The sequence below is a fragment of the Pseudomonas sp. KUIN-1 genome, from assembly GCF_009176725.1.
Taxonomy (GTDB): Bacteria; Pseudomonadota; Gammaproteobacteria; order Pseudomonadales; family Pseudomonadaceae; genus Aquipseudomonas; species Aquipseudomonas fragariae.
Genome location: NZ_AP020337.1, coordinates 3,026,117 through 3,043,342, shown reverse-complemented (window position 1 = coordinate 3,043,342; position 17,226 = coordinate 3,026,117). Strand labels below are relative to the sequence as shown.

The window sequence follows — 17,226 nt, the reverse complement described above, 5'->3', positions numbered from 1 at the left end:
TCAGTCAGACGGATACGGACTGGAAGGTTGCGAACCGACCTTGAAAGGAGGTCTTGAGAAGGGCTTCAAGGTGAAAGGCAACCGGCCGACCGATTACCGAACGGCCGGGCAGTTGCCGTGGTTTCAGATACGGCGTTTGCGATTGAGCATCGGGATCTTCGTCTGCGGTACCTCCACCCGCTTGACCTGCCCCACCGAGGCCGCCACCTGAAGAAGCGTCGGATGACCGAACAGCACTCGCACGTCGGCTTCCAGATCTGCCTGACGCATGCGTTCGATCAGGGTCACCGCCAACAATGAATGCCCGCCCAGTTCGAAGAAATGGTCATGACGCCCGACCTTTTCGACATTGAGCAGCTCCGCCCATAGCGCTGCCAGCTTGATCTCCACCTCACCCACCGGGGCTTCGTAGGCTCGCGAGGCAAATGCGCTGCTGTCCGGTGCCGGCAGGGCATTGCGGTCGAGCTTGCCGTTCGGCGTCAACGGCAACGCATCAAGCGGCATATACGCGGCCGGCAGCATGTAGTCCGGCAGCAGCCCTTGCAGGTGCGTGCGCAGACTCCCGCTATCCGTTATCACTGCCGGGTCGGTCGGTGTGAAATACGCCACCAGACGGATTTCGCCCGGCACGTCTTCACGGGCCATGACCACCGCTTCGTGTACCGCTGGGTGTTTGGCCAGACACGCATCGATCTCGCCCAGTTCGATACGAAAACCTCGGATCTTCACCTGATCGTCGTTGCGCCCCAGGTATTCGATATTGCCATCCGGCAAGTAGCGACCCAGGTCGCCGGTGCGGTACATCCGCGCCCCCGGTGTGAGGCTGAACGGGTCCGTGAGGAAGCGTTCGGCGGTCAGATCATCGCGGTTCAGATAACCGCGGGCTACACCGGCCCCGCCAATATAGATTTCACCTGGCACGCCGCGTGGAACGAGCTGTTGCTGCTCGTCCAGCAGGTAGAACCGGGTGTTGCCCACCGGCCTGCCGATATGCGCAGCGAAGCCGTCTTCGCGATCCATGGCGACCCAGCTTGAGTAGGTGGTGGTTTCAGACGGTCCGTAAAGGTTGCACAGCCGCTGCACGCCGGTTTTTTCGAACAGGTTTTCCACCAGGCTGCGCTTGAGCGCTTCGCCGGCGACGTTTACGGTGTGGACCGACTCTGGCAAACCGTCGATTTCCAGCAGCGCTTTCAGCGCTGACGGCACGGTGTTGACCAGGCCGATATCGTGTTCGCCGTGTTGCAGTTCAAGGACGTTTTTCACCACGTTGATGCTGCCACCCGACGTCAGCGGCGCGAAGCATTCGTAGACTGCGAGGTCGAAGTTCAGCGAGGTGGAGAACAACGTCCTTTCCAGTGCCGAACCGTTGAAAGCATGGTGGGCCCAGGTCAGAAAGTTAACAGTGTTACGGTGCTCGATCATCACGCCTTTCGGCAAGCCGGTCGAACCGGAGGTGTAGATCAGGTACGCCAGATGTGCCGAGTTCAGGCCCTCGACGTCTGGATTCTGTACCGGCTCGTCTTGCCAGGCGCTCTGATCATCAAGGTCGATGGCCTGCACCGAAACGCCTGCCAGCAAATGCCGGGTCGCCGCCTGGACCAGCACCGCCGCTGGCGCGCTGTCCTGCAGGATGTACGAAATCCGCTCCGCCGGATAGGCCGGATCCAGCGGTACATAACCACCCCCCGCCTTGAGGATCGCCAGCAAGCCGACGACCATTTGCGCGCCGCGTTCAACGCAGATCCCGACGCGAGACTCCGGCTGAACGCCCTGCTTGCGCAAGGCATTCGCCAAGCGGTTGGCCTGCTCGTTAAGCTCGCGATACGTAATGCGCTGCTTGCCATGGACCACTGCCAGCGCTTGCGGAGTACGCTGCACCTGCGCTTCGAACAGCCCATGAATGGTTTGCTCATGCGGATAATCCAGCTCGGTAGCGTTGAGCCCGAACACCAGCTGCTCACGCTCTGCTGCCGGCAGAACCGACAAACCGGCCAACGGCACTTCGCCCGACTGTTCCAGTGCGCTGACTAGTTTTTCCAGCGCAGTCTGCACATAGGCGCAGACGCGTTGCGCGTCGATGCAGGCAATGGCCTGGACCGTCAGGCTGAAGCCGACACTGTCATCGTTTACTGAAAGGGTCAGCGGATAGTTGGTGCGTTCCTCGCCGTGCAGGTTGTCGATGCCCTGCCAGGCATCGAACGTCTGCTGATTGACCTCGGCGGCGACATGCCGGTAGTTAAGCAAGGCACTGAACAGTGGCGTCGAAGCGGGTACACCGCTGCAACGTTGGGCCAGTACCAGCGAGGCGTGTTCATGGGCCAGCAGCCCGCTGAGTCGTGCGTGAGTGGCTTTCAGACCGCTGCGCACGCCCTGCTCGCCCAGCGTGACACGCAGCGGCAAGGTATTGATGAACATTCCCAGTGCACGGTCGGACCCGGCGCCGCCCTGCAGGCGACCGAGCAACACGGTGCCGAACACCACGTCCTCTTTGCCCGATACCGCACCCAGCACACGAGCCCAGGCCAGGTGATACAGGCTGGCGGAGCTGACCCCGAGTTGGCGGGCCTGCACGCGCAGGCGTCGGCTCAGGTCGATATCGAGCGACTGGCGCGCTTCCTCGATACCGCGACCATCGCCCTGCACGTCCTGCAGACCGAACGGCAGCGTCGGTTCATCGATGTCACCCAGCATGTCGCGGAAAAACGCCTCGTGCTCCTCGCGGCTGACACCAAGCATGGCCTGGGCCACGTAGTTGCGATAAGGCACGGACGGCGGCAGCGAGGCTTGCTGACCGAGCATGTGCGCCTCGATTTCGCTGCTCAGTATGCGCAATGACGTGGCATCGTCGACCAGGTGGTGGAACAACAGCATGCCCAGCCAGCGGTTGTTCACCGTGTCCTGTGCATAGCCGATGCGCAGCATCGGCGCCTGACGGATGTCCAGCCGCGTGTTACGCGGGTCCAGGCGCTTGAGCAACTGTTCGGCGATGTCGCCATCGGCCGGGTCCAGCAGCTGTTCATCCAGGCACAGTGGGGCTTCACGCCAGACCACTTGCACCGCTGCATCGAGGCGCTCCCAAAGCACCGCGGTGCGCAGGATATCGTGCCGCGCTATGACACCTTGCAGCGCCTGGGCGAAACTGTGCAGACGCTCGAGGCTGTCAAAGGCAAACAGTGCGTATTGCAGGTATGGATCACCCTCGGCCGCGGCAAGGTGGTGATACAAAATCCCCTCCTGCAACGGCGCCAGCGCGTAGATGTCCTGCACGTTGGCCAGACCGCCGGGCACGCTGGACACCACACGGTCGATGTCTTCCTGGCTCAGTGAGACCAGTGGCAGCATGTCGGGGGTGATGCGCTCGCAGTTGGCGGGAATAAGGTTGGCGGGTACCTCGACGGCCTCCTTGCCGCCCACCGCTGCCGCCAGGGCAGACAGGGTCGGCTGGCTGAACAGCACGCGCACGTCGGCAACCAGATCGATCTGGCGCATGCGCTCGATCAATTTCACGGCCAGCAGCGAGTGACCGCCCAGTTCAAAGAAGTGATCATGCCGACCGACCTGCTCCAGTTGCAGCAGGTCTTGCCAGATCCGCGCAATGGCCATCTCGGTGTCGCCCTCGGGCGCTTCGTAGCCACGACTGGCCAGCGCCGAGCGGTCGGGCGCTGGCAGGGCTTTGCGGTCGAGCTTGCCGTTGGCGGTCAGCGGTAGTGCATTGAGCTGCACGTAGGCTGCCGGCACCATGTACTGCGGCAATGTCTCTTGCAAATGCTCGCGCAGGGTTTCGATGTCCAGCAGGCTTTCCGGGTGCAGCGTCGTGACATAGGCCACCAGACGCTTGTCTCCGGGCACGTCCTCACGACACAACACAACGGCATCGCGGACGTCAGGATATTCAGCCAGACGCGCTTCGATTTCACCCAGCTCGATGCGGAAGCCGCGAATCTTGACCTGTTCGTCGTTACGCCCCAGGTACTCCAGGGTGCCGTCGGCCAGCCAGCGCCCCAGGTCGCCGGTGCGATACAGGCGCGTGCCCGGCACCGTACTGAACGGGTTATCTAGAAAACGCTCGGCCGTCAGTGCCTCACGGTTCAGGTAGCCGCGCGCCACACCGGCCCCGCCCACGTACAGCTCGCCGACTACGCCGACCGGTACCGGTTCGCCACAGGTATCGAGCAGATAAAGCTGCAGGTCCGGGATACGCGTGCCGATCGGGCTGGCGCCGACGCGCTGGGCATCTTCAGGCTGCAATGGGTAATAGGTCACATGCACGGTCGTTTCGGTGATGCCGTACATGTTTACCAACTGTGTAGCAGCATTCACGTTGCGGGCGTACCACGGCTTGAGCATCGCTGTTTCCAGCGCTTCACCGCCGAAAATCACCTGGCGCAGTGAATGCGCCTGATCGTTCTCGCCCTGGGCAGTAATCAGTTGACGGAACGCACTCGGTGTCTGGTTGAGCACCGTCACTGCGGTGCTGCACAGCAGGGTGTAGAAGTCTTCGGGTGAACGGCTGACCAACTGCGGCACAATCAGCAGACGCCCGCCATGCAGCAACGCGCCCCAGATTTCCCAGACCGAAAAGTCGAAGGCGAACGAGTGGAACAGCGCCCACACGTCCTGTTCATTGAAACCGAACCAGTCTTCGGTGGCCGAGAACAGCCTTGCAACGTTGCGATGCTCGACCATCACGCCTTTGGGCAGGCCAGTTGAGCCGGAGGTGTAGATCACGTAGGCCAGGTCGTCGGGCTTGACCGAAATCTGCGGATTGTCGACGGATTCGTCCTGCAAACCGGCATCGTCGAGATAGATCACCGGCACTTGCGACACCGGCAACGCTTGCTGCACTGACTGCTGGCTCAATAATGCCACCGGTGTGCTGTCGCCGAGGGTGTAGGCCAGGCGCTCAGGGGGATAAGCCGGGTCCAGTGGCACGTAACCAGCGCCGGATTTGAGGATGCCCAGCAAGCCGATAATCATCGCCGGGCCACGTTCCACGCAGATCGCCACGCGATCATCCGCGCGCACACCCAACGCCAGCAAGCGATGAGCGACCTGGTTGGCACGTGCGTTGAGCTCGCCGTAGCTCAGGGTCTGCGCTTCGAACACCAGTGCCACGGCGTCCGGCCGTTCTGCGGCATGGGCTTCGAACTGCTGGTGGATCGGTGTTTCATTCGCGTAGTGCTGGCCAGGCTCGTTCCACTGTTCGAGCAACTGGGTACGCTCTTTGCGCGGCAGTATCGAAATGGCGTGCAGTGGAGTTTGCGGCGCCTGTTCCAGTGCATCGACCAGACTGTTCAGGGTTTGCTGCATATAGGCGCAGATCCGTGCGGCCTCGATCAGAGGCACAGTCTGGACCGTCAACAGGAAGTCTTCGCCCTGGTCATCGACGTTCAGGGTCAGCGGATAGTTGGTGCGTTCTTCATCGCCCAGCGATTGCATGCCATTCCAGGCCGTCAGCGCCTCATCGGTCACGGCAACGCTGCTGTGGCGATAGTTGAGCAAGGCGCTGAACAACGGCGCCGGTGCGACCACGCCGCTGCAACGCTGGGCCAGTGCCAGCGAGGCGTGCTCATGGCCGAGTAACGCGGTCAGTTTGTCATGCACCTCCCTGACACTTTCACAGACACTGCGACTGCCCAGCGTCACACGCAGCGGCAAGGTGTTGATAAACATCCCCAGCGCCCGATCGGCGCCGTTGCCACCTTGCATCCGGCCCAGCAGCACGGTGCCAAACACCACGTCGTCACGGCCCGAGACCTGACCCAGCAATCGCGCCCAGGCCAGGTGGACCAGGCTCGCGGCACTCACTCCCAGTTGACGGGCCTGGACCCGCAAGCGGCGGCTGAGGTCTGCACCTACCGCCAGTTGGTCCTCTTCGATGCCATGGCCGTCACCGTGCACCTGCTGCAAACCGAACGGCAGCGTCGGCTCGTCGACGTCGCCCAGCATGTCGCTGAAGAATACTTCATGCTCGTCCTGGCTCACGCCCAGTCGGGCCTGAGCGACATAGTTACGATACGGAACCGCCGCGCCCAGTTGCGCCTCCTGCCCCAGCAGGCTGGCCTGCATCTCGTAGCGCACCACGTCCAGCGTGGTGTGGTCCATGACCAGGTGATGGAACTGCAGCAACGCCAGCCAGCGCTGGTTTGGCTCGTCCCAGGCATGAATCAAACGCATCATCGGCGCCTGACGAATGTCCAGGCGATGGTGCCTGGCGTCGAAACGCTGGTGCAACTGTGCTGCCATGTCGCTACCGTGCGGGTCGGCATCGAAGCTTTCGCGCATCAGCAACGCCTGACGCCAGACCACTTGAATCGGTTCGTCCAGGCCCTCCCAGATCAGCGCAGTGCGCAGGATGTCATGACGCTGGATCACGAACTGCAAGGCGCGGGCAAAATCGTCGACATGCTCCTGGCTGTCGAAGCTGAACAGCGATTGCAGTAAATACGGATCACCGCGTTCAGCGCTGAGGTGGTGATAGAGGATACCTTCCTGCAGCGGCGCCAGCGGGTAGATGTCCTGCACGTTGGCGACGCCACCGGGTACCGTGGCAACGATCCGGTCGATGGCGACCTGATCGAGGTTTGCCAGCGGCACCATGTCCGGTGTAATCCGCTGACAGTCCGCTGTAATGCCATTGGCCGGGACGTGAATTTCACGACCGCTACCCACCGCCGCCGCCAGCGCGGCCAGCGTCGGCTGACTGAACAGCGCACGCACGTCGGCACTCAGGCCGACCTGACGCATACGTTCGATGAGCATCACCGCCAGCAGCGAATGACCGCCCAGTTCGAAGAAGTGATCATGCCGACCGACCCGTTCGACCGTCAGTACGTCCGCCCAGATCGCTGCCAGCAGGGTCTCGACTTCGCCTTGCGGGGCTTCATAACCACGATTGATCAGCGATTGCGCATCCGGCGCCGGCAGCGCCTTGCGATCAAGCTTGCCATTGGCAGTCAGCGGCAGCGCATCGAGCTGCACGTAGGCTGCCGGCACCATGTAGTCCGGCAACGTACCCTGCAGATGATTGCGCAGGTGTTCGATGTCCAGCGCGTTTTCAGACTGCTGCGCCGTGACATAAGCCACCAGACGCTTGTCGCCGGGCACATCCTGACGGCACAGCACCACGGCCTCACGAACATCGGCGTGTTCAGCCAGACGCGCTTCGATTTCACCCAGTTCAACGCGGAAACCGCGGATTTTGACCTGATCGTCGTTGCGACCCAGGTACTCCAGATTGCCGTCGGCGCGCCAGCGAACCAGGTCGCCCGTGCGGTACATCAGCGCATCGATCTGTTCACTGAACGGATCGACGACAAACTGCGTAGTGCTCAACTCATCCCGATTCAAATAGCCCTTGGCAACGCCCTGCCCGCCGATATACAGCTCGCCGGGTACGCCCAACGGCACTGGCTGGCCTTGGCTGTCGAGCACATACAGGCGAGTGTTGCCCACCGGTTTGCCGATAGGGATCGAGCCATTGTCGACCGACACAATCTCGTAGGTGGCGGAGAACGTCGTGGCTTCGGTCGGGCCATAACCGTTGAGCAGATGTTGCGGCGCATTGTTCGCCAGTACGCGTGCAATCACTGCCGGGTCCAGCACATCGCCGCCGACAATCAGGTAGCGCAGGCGTGAAAAGGCTTCGCCCAGCCCCGAGGCGTATTGATGGAACAGCCCGGCGGTCATCCACAGTACGGTTACCGATTGTTCCAGCAGCAGGCGCTGGAAATTCAGTGGCGAGAGCAAGTCGTGCTGCCCGATCACCACCACACAGCCACCATTGAGCAGTGGCGCCCAGACGTCCAGGGTGCTGGCGTCAAAGGCCGGATTGGAGGCGAACGCCACGCGATCCTGCGCAGTGAAGTCGGCATAACCGTTGTTGATCACCAAGCGGCTGATGGCCCGGTGCGGCACCAACACCCCCTTCGGCGTGCCGGTGGAGCCTGAGGTGTACATGATGTAGGCGACGCTTTCGCTGGACTGCGCAAGCGCCAGATCATCGTTATCCAGGCCGTTTAGCATCAGGCGGTCAAGGTCGACGCGCTGAGTGCTGGTTGTCAGCGACATCTGACTGAGGGTCAGCAGGACACTCGCCTGACTGTCCTCGATCATGAACGCCTGGCGCTCTACCGGAGCGTTGACGTCCAGTGGTACATACACCGCTGCGCATTTGAGTACTGCCAGCTGGCTGGCGAGCAAATCATGGCTGCGTTCCAGCAGGATCGCCACGCTGTCACCCGGCTGCACGCCAAGCCCCAGCAGATGCCGCGCCAGACGGTTGGCCCGGGTGTTGAGTTCGGTATAACTCAAGGCAACGCCGTCGTGGATTGCGGCGCAAGCTTCCGGGTTGTTACGGACCTGTGCTTCGAACAGGCCATGCACGGTCTGCTGGTGCGGGTAATCCAGCGCGGTGTTATTGAACCCGACCAGTAGCTGCTCCCGTTCGGCAGCCGAAAGAATCGCAATGCTGTTCAGCGGCGCTTCGGGGTTCTGCTCCAGCGCCAGAAGCAGCTGCTCAAGCGCGGTTTCCATATAGTCACACACCCGCATGGCGCCTACGTTGCCGCTGACCTGCACATTCAGGCTGAAACCATCGCCCAGGTCGTCGACATTCAAGGCCAGCGGGTAGTTGGTGCGCTCCTCTCCACCGAGGGTTTCGATACCCTGCCAGGCCAGTGTGGCCTGCTCGGACACCCGGGCCTCGGCGCTGTGCCGGTAGTTGAGCAAGGCGCTGAACAACGGTGTCGGCGCGGATATGCCACTGCAACGCTGGGCCAGTGCCAGAAACGCGTGTTCATGGCCCAGCAATGCCGTGAGTCGCGCATGCGTCGCCTGCACCCCGGCCCGCACGCCCTGCTCACCTACGGCAACCCGCAGCGGCAAGGTGTTGATAAACATTCCCAGGGCCCGGTCAGCGCCATCACCACCCTGCATCCGGCCCATCAGTACGGTGCCGAACACCACATCCTGCTTGCCCGACACCTTACCCAGTACTTGCGCCCACGCCAGGTGCGCCAGGCTGGCAACGCTCACGCCCAGTTGCCGGGCCTGAGCCCGCAGGCGCAGGTTCAGCGCCGCAGACAAGACCCGCGTCGCCTCTTCGATAGCGTGACCGTCGCCCTGCACATCCTGCAGGCCAAATGGTAGCGTCGGCTCGTCGACGTCGCCCAGCATGTCGCGGAAGAATGCCTTGTGCTCCTCGCGGCTCAGGCCCAGACACGCCTGAGCCACATAGTTGCGATACGGCACCGGCGCGCCCAGTTGCGCTTGCTGGCCCAGCAGGCAGGCCTGCATCTCGTGTCGCAGCACATCCAGCGCCGTGTGGTCCAGCGCCAGGTGATGAAACAGCAGCAAGGCCAGCCAGCGCTGGTTGGGCTCATCCCAGGCATGAATCAAACGCATCATCGGTGCCTGACGAATGTCCAGACGATAGTGCCGGGCGTCGAAACGCTGATGAAGCTGTGCAGACACATCGGGGCCTTGCGGGTCCGGATGCAGACGCTCGCGGATCAGGCTGGCGTGACGCCAGACCACCTGCACCGGCTCGTCGAGGCCTTCCCAGGCCAGCGCGGTACGCAGGATGTCATGGCGTTGGATAACCCGTCGCAGGGCCACGACGAAATCCTCCAGACGCTCCTGACTTGCAAAAGCAAACTGCGATTGCAGTACATAGGGGTCGCCCTGTTCCGCACTGAGGTGGTGGTAGAGAATCCCCGCCTGCAAGGGGGCCAGCGGGTAGATGTCCTGCACGTTTGCCGCGCCATCCGGCACCCCCGCAACCACCAGGTCGATCTGCACCTGGGTCAGGCTGATCAGCGGCAGCAAGTCAGGCGTGATGTGTTCGCAGTGTTCAGGAATCAGATTGGCGGGCACCACGACTTCCATGCCACCGCCGACTGCCGCGGCCAGTGCAGCCAGCGTCGGCTGACCGAACAGCACGCGCACGTCCGAGCTCAAGCCCGACTGACGCATACGCCCGATCAGGCTGACTGCCAGCAGTGAATGACCACCCAGCTCGAAGAAGTTGTCGTGCCGACTGACCTGGGCAACACCCAACAAGTCTTGCCAGATCGCAGCGATCTGCGTTTCGGTTTCGCCTTGTGGAGCTTCATAGCCACGGCTGATCAGTGCATCACTTTCCGGTGCTGGCAGGGCCTTGCGGTCGAGCTTGCCGTTCGGCGTCAGCGGCAGTGAGTCGAGCTGCACATAGGCCACCGGAATCATGTAGGCCGGGAGTTGGTCCTGCAGCCAGCCGCGCAGGCTGTCGATGTCTACCGACGCATGCCCGGCGATCAGGGTGTAATAAGCCACCAGACGCTGGTCACCCGGCACATCTTCGCGAGCGGTGACCACCGCTTCGTGGACCGCTGCGTGTTTGGCCAGGCGCGCATCGATCTCGCCCAACTCGATACGGAATCCACGGATTTTGACCTGATCGTCGTTACGGCCCAGGTATTCGATATTGCCATCCGCCGAGTAGCGACCCAGGTCACCGGTGCGGTACATGCGTGCCGCTGGCTGCTGGCTGAACGGATCTGCGAGGAAGCGCTCGGCGGTCAGGTCATCACGGTTCAGGTAGCCCCGCGCCACACCCGCACCGCCGATGTAGATTTCACCGGCGACACCCAATGGAACCAGCTGTTGCTGTTCGTCCAGCAGATAGAACTGCGTATTGCCGACCGGCTTGCCGATGTGCGGAGCAAAACCGTCTTCGCGATCCATCGCTACCCAGCTTGAGTAGGTGGTGGTTTCCGAAGGGCCGTAGAGGTTGCACAGGCGCTGCACGCCAGTGTTTTCGAACAACGATTCGACCAGACTGCGTTTGAGTGCTTCACCGGCAACGTTCACGGTGTGGACCGACGTCGGCAGGCCGTCGACTTCCAGCAACGCCTTGAGCGCCGAAGGCACGGTGTTGATCAGGCCGATGTCATGTTCACCGTGTTGCAGTTCCAGAACGTTTTTGACGACTTTGATGCTGCCGCCCGAAGTCAGCGGCGCAAAGCACTCGTAGACCGCAAGGTCGAAGTTCAATGAGGTGGAGAACAGCGTTTTTTCCAGTGCAGAAGCGTCGAAAGCCGTGTGCGCCCAAGTCAGGAAGTTAACGGTGTTGCGGTGCTCAATCATCACGCCCTTCGGCAAGCCGGTCGAACCTGAGGTGTAGATCAGGTACGCCAGATGCGCAGAAGTCAGCCCCGCCACCTGTGGGTTCTGGACGGATCCGTCCTGCCAATCGCTCAGATCAAGATTGATGACAGGTACCGAAACGTCAGCCAGCAAGCCTTGAGTAGCGGTTTGCGCCAGCACTGCTGCCGGAGCGCTGTCCTGCAGCATATAAGCGATCCGCTCTATCGGGTAAGCCGGATCCAGCGGTACATAACCGCCGCCTGCCTTGAGGATCGCCAGCAAGCCGACGACCATCTCCGCGCCACGCTCGACACAGATCCCGACCCGCGAATCCGGCTCAACGCCCTGTTTGCGCAAGGCATGCGCCAAGCGGTTGGCCTGCTCGTTAAGCTCGCGATACGTCAGACGCCGTTCGCCGTGGACCACTGCCACCGCCTCCGGCGTGCGCTCGACCTGCGCTTCAAACATCCCGTGAATGGTCTGTTCGTGCGGGTAATCCAGCGCGGTGTCGTTGAATCCCGCCAGCAATTGCTCACGCTCGACAGCCGGCAGGATCGACAACCCTTGTAACGACGCTTGTGGCGTCTGCTCCAGCGCCGTCAACAAGGTTTCCAGCGCCGTATGCATGTAGCCGCACACACGTTTGGCGCCGATTGACGAAGCCACCAATGCCGTCAGGCTGAACCCTTCGCCCAGATCATCGACGTTCAAGGTCAGCGGGTAGTTGGTGCGTTCTTCATCGTCCAGTCCCAAAGACTGCATGCCATCCCAAGCCGCCATTGCCGTATCGGTCACGGCAACGCTGCTGTGACGGTAATTGAGCAAGGCGCTGAACAACGGAGCCGGTGCGACCACGCCACTGCAACGTTGGGCCAGTGCCAGCGACGCATGCTCATGCCCGAGCAACCCTGTCAACCGCTGATGCGTGGCTTTGACCCCGTCACGCACGCCCTGTTTGCCCAGGTCGACTCGCAGCGGCAAGGTATTAATGAACATGCCAAGGGCTCGTTCGGCACCCTCGCCGCTCTGCATCCGACCCATCAATACAGTGCCGAACACCACCTGTTCGCGTCCGCTGAGGCGACCCAGCATTTGCGCGAACGCCAGGTGGATCAGGCTTGCCGCGCTGACCCCGAGCTGGCGCGCCTGAACTCTCAGACGCTGGCTCAAACCGCCGTCCAGCATCAGACGCGCCTGATCGATAGCACTGCCGTCGCCTTGTACATCGTGCAGGCCGAACGGCAGCGTCGGCTCGTCGATGTCGCCCAGCATGTCCTTGAAGAACAGCTCATGGTCCTGTTCGTTCAGGCCGAGTCGGGCCTGCGCGACATAATTGCGGTAAGGAATGGAGTCGCCCAGCTGATCGGCCTGACCGAGCAGGCAGACCTGCATTTCATGGCGCACCTGATCCAGCGCGGTGTGGTCAAGGATCATGTGGTGAAACATCAAGGTCGCCAGCCAGCGCTGATTGACGGTGTCCAGGGTACATACCAGGCGCATCAAGGGCGCCTGACGGATGTCCAGGCGCATCTGGCGTGGGTCGAGGCGCTCTTGCAACTGACGGGATATATCACCGAGGTCAGGGTTGAGCTGAACGTCTTCGACGCTGAGCTCAACATGGCGCCAGACCACTTGCAACGGCTCGTCGAGGCTTTCCCAGTGCATGGAAGTGCGCAGGATGTCATGGCGGTTGATGACCGTTTGCAGGGCCTGAGCAAAGGAATCCAGGTGAGCGCGGCTGTCAAAGGCGAACTGGCTCTGCAGTACGTAAGGATCGCCCTGCTCTGCGGCGATATGATGATAGAGAATGCCTTCCTGCAACGGTGCCAGCGGGTAGATGTCCTGCACGTTCGCTGCGCCGCCGGGCACACAGGCCACCACCAGGTCGATCTGCTCCTGGGTCAGTTTGATCAGCGGCAAGAGGTCTGGAGTGATGCGTTGGCAACCCGGGGTGATCAGGTTGGTCGCTACGGTTACTTCATCACTGCCGGGTTCATCGCTGCCGCCCACGGCACTGGCCAGTGCGGCGAGGGTCGGTTGGCTGAACAGCACTTTTACATCAGCACTCAGACCGATGTGACGCATGCGCCCGATCAGGCTGACTGCCAGCAGCGAATGACCACCGAGTTCGAAGAAGTTGTCGTGACGACCGACCTGCTCGACGCCCAGCAATTCTTGCCAGATAACCGCGATCTGCGTTTCGATTTCGCCCTGAGGGGCTTCGTAGCCACGGCTGATCAGCAAGTCACTTTCCGGCGCTGGCAGCGCCTGGCGGTGGAGCTTGCCGTTCGGAGTCAGCGGCATTGCGTCGAGACGCACGTAGGCCACAGGGATCATGTAGGCCGGGAGTTGTTCCTGCAGCCAGCCGCGCAGGTTGTCGATGTCCACCGAAGCCTGCCTTGGGATCAGGGTGTAATAAGCCACCAGACGCTTGTCGCCGGGAATGTCTTCGCGGGCAGTGACCACCGCTTCATGGACTTCCGGGTGTTTGGTCAGGCGCGCATCGATCTCACCCAGTTCGATACGGAAGCCACGGATTTTGACCTGATCGTCGTTACGGCCCAGATATTCGATATTGCCGTCTGGCAAATAACGGCCAAGGTCACCGGTGCGGTACATGCGTGCCGCTGGCTGCTGGCTGAACGGATCCGTGAGGAAGCGCTCGGCCGTGAGGTCGTCACGGTTCAGATAACCCCGCGCCACGCCGGCGCCGCCGATGTAGATTTCACCCGCAACACCCAATGGCACGGGCTGCCGCTGCTCATCCAGCAGGTAAAACTGCGTATTGCCGACCGGTTTGCCAATGTGTGGAGCGAAGCCGTCTTCGCGGTCCATCGCGACCCAGCTTGAGTAGGTGGTGGTTTCCGAAGGGCCATAGAGGTTGCACAGACGCTGGACGCCGGTTTTTTCGAACAGGTTTTCTACCAGGTTGCGCTTGAGCGCTTCACCGGCCACGTTCACGGTGTGGACCGAATCCGGCAGCCCGTTAACGTCCAGCAGCGCTTTCAGCGCCGACGGGACAGTGTTGATCAGGCCGATGTCGTGCTCGCCGTGTTGCAGTTCAAGAACGTTCCTGACGACCTTGATGCTGCCGCCCGAGGTGAGCGGCGCGAAGCACTCGTAGACCGCAAGGTCGAAATTCAAAGAGGTGGAGAACAGCGTTTTCTCCAATACCGAGCCCTCAAAAGCATTGTGGGCCCAGGTCAGGAAGTTAACGGTGTTGCGGTGCTCGATCATCACGCCCTTCGGCAGGCCGGTCGAACCCGAGGTATAGATCAGGTACGCCAGATGCGCCGAGATCAGCCCCGCCACCTTTGGATTCTGGACGGATTCGTCCTGCCAGTTGCACTGATCAAGGTTGATCACAGGCGCCGAAACGTCCGCCAGCAAACGCTGGGTAGCGGTCTGGGCCAGCACGGCTGCCGGAGCGCTGTCCTGCAACATGTAGGCAATTCGTTCTACCGGATAAGCGGGGTCGAGCGGTACATAACCGCCGCCTGCCTTGAGGATCGCCAGCAAACCGACGACCATCTCTGCCCCACGTTCAACGCAGATCCCGACCCGTGAGTCCGGCTGAACGCCTTGCTTAAGCAAGGCATGCGCCAAACGGTTGGCCTGTTGGTTAAGCTCGTGATACGTCAGGCGCTGTTCGCCGTAGACCACTGCCACCGCCTGCGGCGTGCGCTCGACCTGTGCTTCGAACAAGCCATGAATGGTCTGCTGCGACGGATAATCCAGCTTCGTACCGTTGAACCCCACCAGCAACTGCTCGCGCTCGGCAGCAGGCAAGATCGGCAAGCTGTTCAAGGACGCGTGTGGCGTCTGTTCCAGCGCATGCACCAGGCTTTCCAGCGCCGTCTGCATATAGCCGCAAACCCGCTGGGCGCCGATACCGGCGACAGCCTGAACATTGAGGCTGAATCCTTCGCCAAGATCATCGAGGGACAAAATCAACGGGTAGTTGGTGCGTTCTTCGCCGCCTCTTACCTCGATCCCTTCCCATAATTGAATCGCCTGACCGGTCACCGCCTCAGCGGAACTGTGGCGGTAGTTGAGGAGTGCGCTGAACAGTGGCGTCGGTGCAGCTACGCCGCTGCAACGTTGGGCCAACGCGAGGGACGCGTGTTCGTGACCGAGCAAGGTGGTCAAGCGAGCATGGGTCGCCTTGACCCCGGCGCGCACCTCCTGCTCACCCACGGCTACGCGCAGCGGCAAGGTGTTGATAAACATCCCCAGGGCCCGGCGAGCCCCGTTGCCCCCTTGCATACGCCCGAGCAGTACTGTGCCGAACACCACATCGTTACGCCCGCACAGGCGCCCGAGCACCTGAGCCCAGGCAAGGTGATGCAGGCTCGCCGCACTCACCCCCTGCTGTCGGGCCTGGGCCCGCAAACGCTGGCTGAGCTCAGCAGGCAAAGTCTGGTGCGCTTCTTCGATGCCATGGCCGTCGCCGCGCACATCGTGCAGGCCGAACGGCAACGTTGGCTCATCGATGTCGCCGAGCATCTCGCGAAAAAATCCTTCGTGCTGCTTGTTCGTCACACCGAGCCGGGACTGTGCCACATAGTTGCGGTACGGTACCGGCTCGCCCAGGGTATGAGCCTGACCGTACAAGTGCGCATGGATTTCATGCTGCACCAGGTCCAGCGCCGCATGGTCGATGGCGATGTGGTGAAACAGCAGCATCGCCACCCAGCACTGGTTGGCCACGTCGTGGGTGAAGGCCAGACGCAGCAACGGTGCCTGGCTGATATCGAGACGGTAATGCCGTGGGTCGAAGCGTTGTTGCAATTGCTCGCTGGCGGGGCCCGCGGCCGGGTCAATGATGATTTCGCTGAGCACCAGATCAGCCTTGCGCCAGACAACCTGTACCGGCTCGGCGAGGCCTTCCCATACCACGCTGGTACGCAGGATGTCGTGGCGGTCGATGACCTGCTGCAAGGCCGTGGTGAATTCGTCGAAACGTTCCCGGCTAGCAATCGTGAACTGTGCTTGCAGTACGTAAGGGTCGCCCTGCTCAGCGGCGATGTGGTGATAAAGAATGCCCTCTTGCAATGGCGCCAGCGAGTAGATGTCCTGCACATTGCGCACACCGCCAGGGACGCGGGCAACGATGGTTTCGATGGCCGCCTGGTCGAGTTTGATCAGCGGCAACATGGCGGGAGTGATGTGCTCGCAGCCCGGCGTAATCGCCTGGGCGGGAACCTCCACTTCATCGGCTTTGCCGCTGTAATACTCGCCGGCGTTGATCAGCTCGATCAACGCCGCCTTGTTCTCGCGCAACAGCGCCAGCACGGCGGGCTCCATGAGGGACTGTCGCTTGCCGCTGACGACCAGTTGGTCGCCCTTGACGGCAAGCTGCACATCTTTCTCTTCCAGTACTGCCAACAGTTCAATCATGCTCACAGAACAATCTCCATTCTTTCCGTTGTTGCTGCGTATTCCATGAGGGTGGGGTGTTTGAACAGCGACTTGACCTCGGCCTCCAGGCCTTCCTGACGCATGCGTTCCATCAGGCTGACAGCGAGCAGCGAGTGGCCACCCATCTCGAAAAAGTGGTCATGCCGTCCAACCTGCGTGACACCCAGCAGGTCTTGCCAGATAGCGGCGATCAGTATTTCTCTCTCGCCTTGCGGGGCTTCATAGCCCCGGCTGATCAACGCGCCCTCACCCGGCGCAGGTAACGCCTTGCGGTCGAGCTTGCCGTTGGGCGTCAGGGGCATTGCATCGAGACGCACATAAGCCACCGGGACCATATAGGCCGGCAACTGCCCTAGCAGCCAGCCGCGCAGACTGTCGATGGCCGGCTCCGTTTGTGCGGACAAGACTGTGTAATAAGCCACCAGGCGTTTGTCGCCAGGGACGTCTTCACGGGCGGTGACTACCGCCTCGTGAACCGCCGGGTGTTTGGCCAGGCGCGCATCGATCTCGCCCAGCTCGATACGGAAGCCACGAATTTTCACCTGATCGTCGTTACGGCCCAGGTATTCGATATTGCCGTCTGGCAAGTAGCGACCCAGGTCGCCGGTGCGGTACATGCGGGCCTGTGGGTGCCGGCTGAACGTATCTGCGAGGAAGCGCTCGGCGGTCAGGTCATCA

General features: G+C 61.7%; 1 protein-coding gene and 1 pseudogene (1 of these 2 running past the window's edge). Both read right to left on the bottom strand.

Going from position 1 to position 17,226, the window contains the following annotated elements; all coding sequences use genetic code 11:
• Window positions 1–123: 123 nt before the first annotated feature.
• Window positions 124–16,533, bottom strand: coding sequence for a syringopeptin non-ribosomal peptide synthetase SypB (sypB, locus tag KUIN1_RS13605; protein ID WP_152092036.1), 16,410 nt, complete (start codon window positions 16,531–16,533; stop codon window positions 124–126).
• Window positions 16,530–17,226: pseudogene (gene sypA / locus KUIN1_RS13600) on the bottom strand (syringopeptin non-ribosomal peptide synthetase SypA); it runs 15,340 nt beyond the window's last position. Before sypA ends, sypB begins: the two are co-directional and overlap by 4 nt.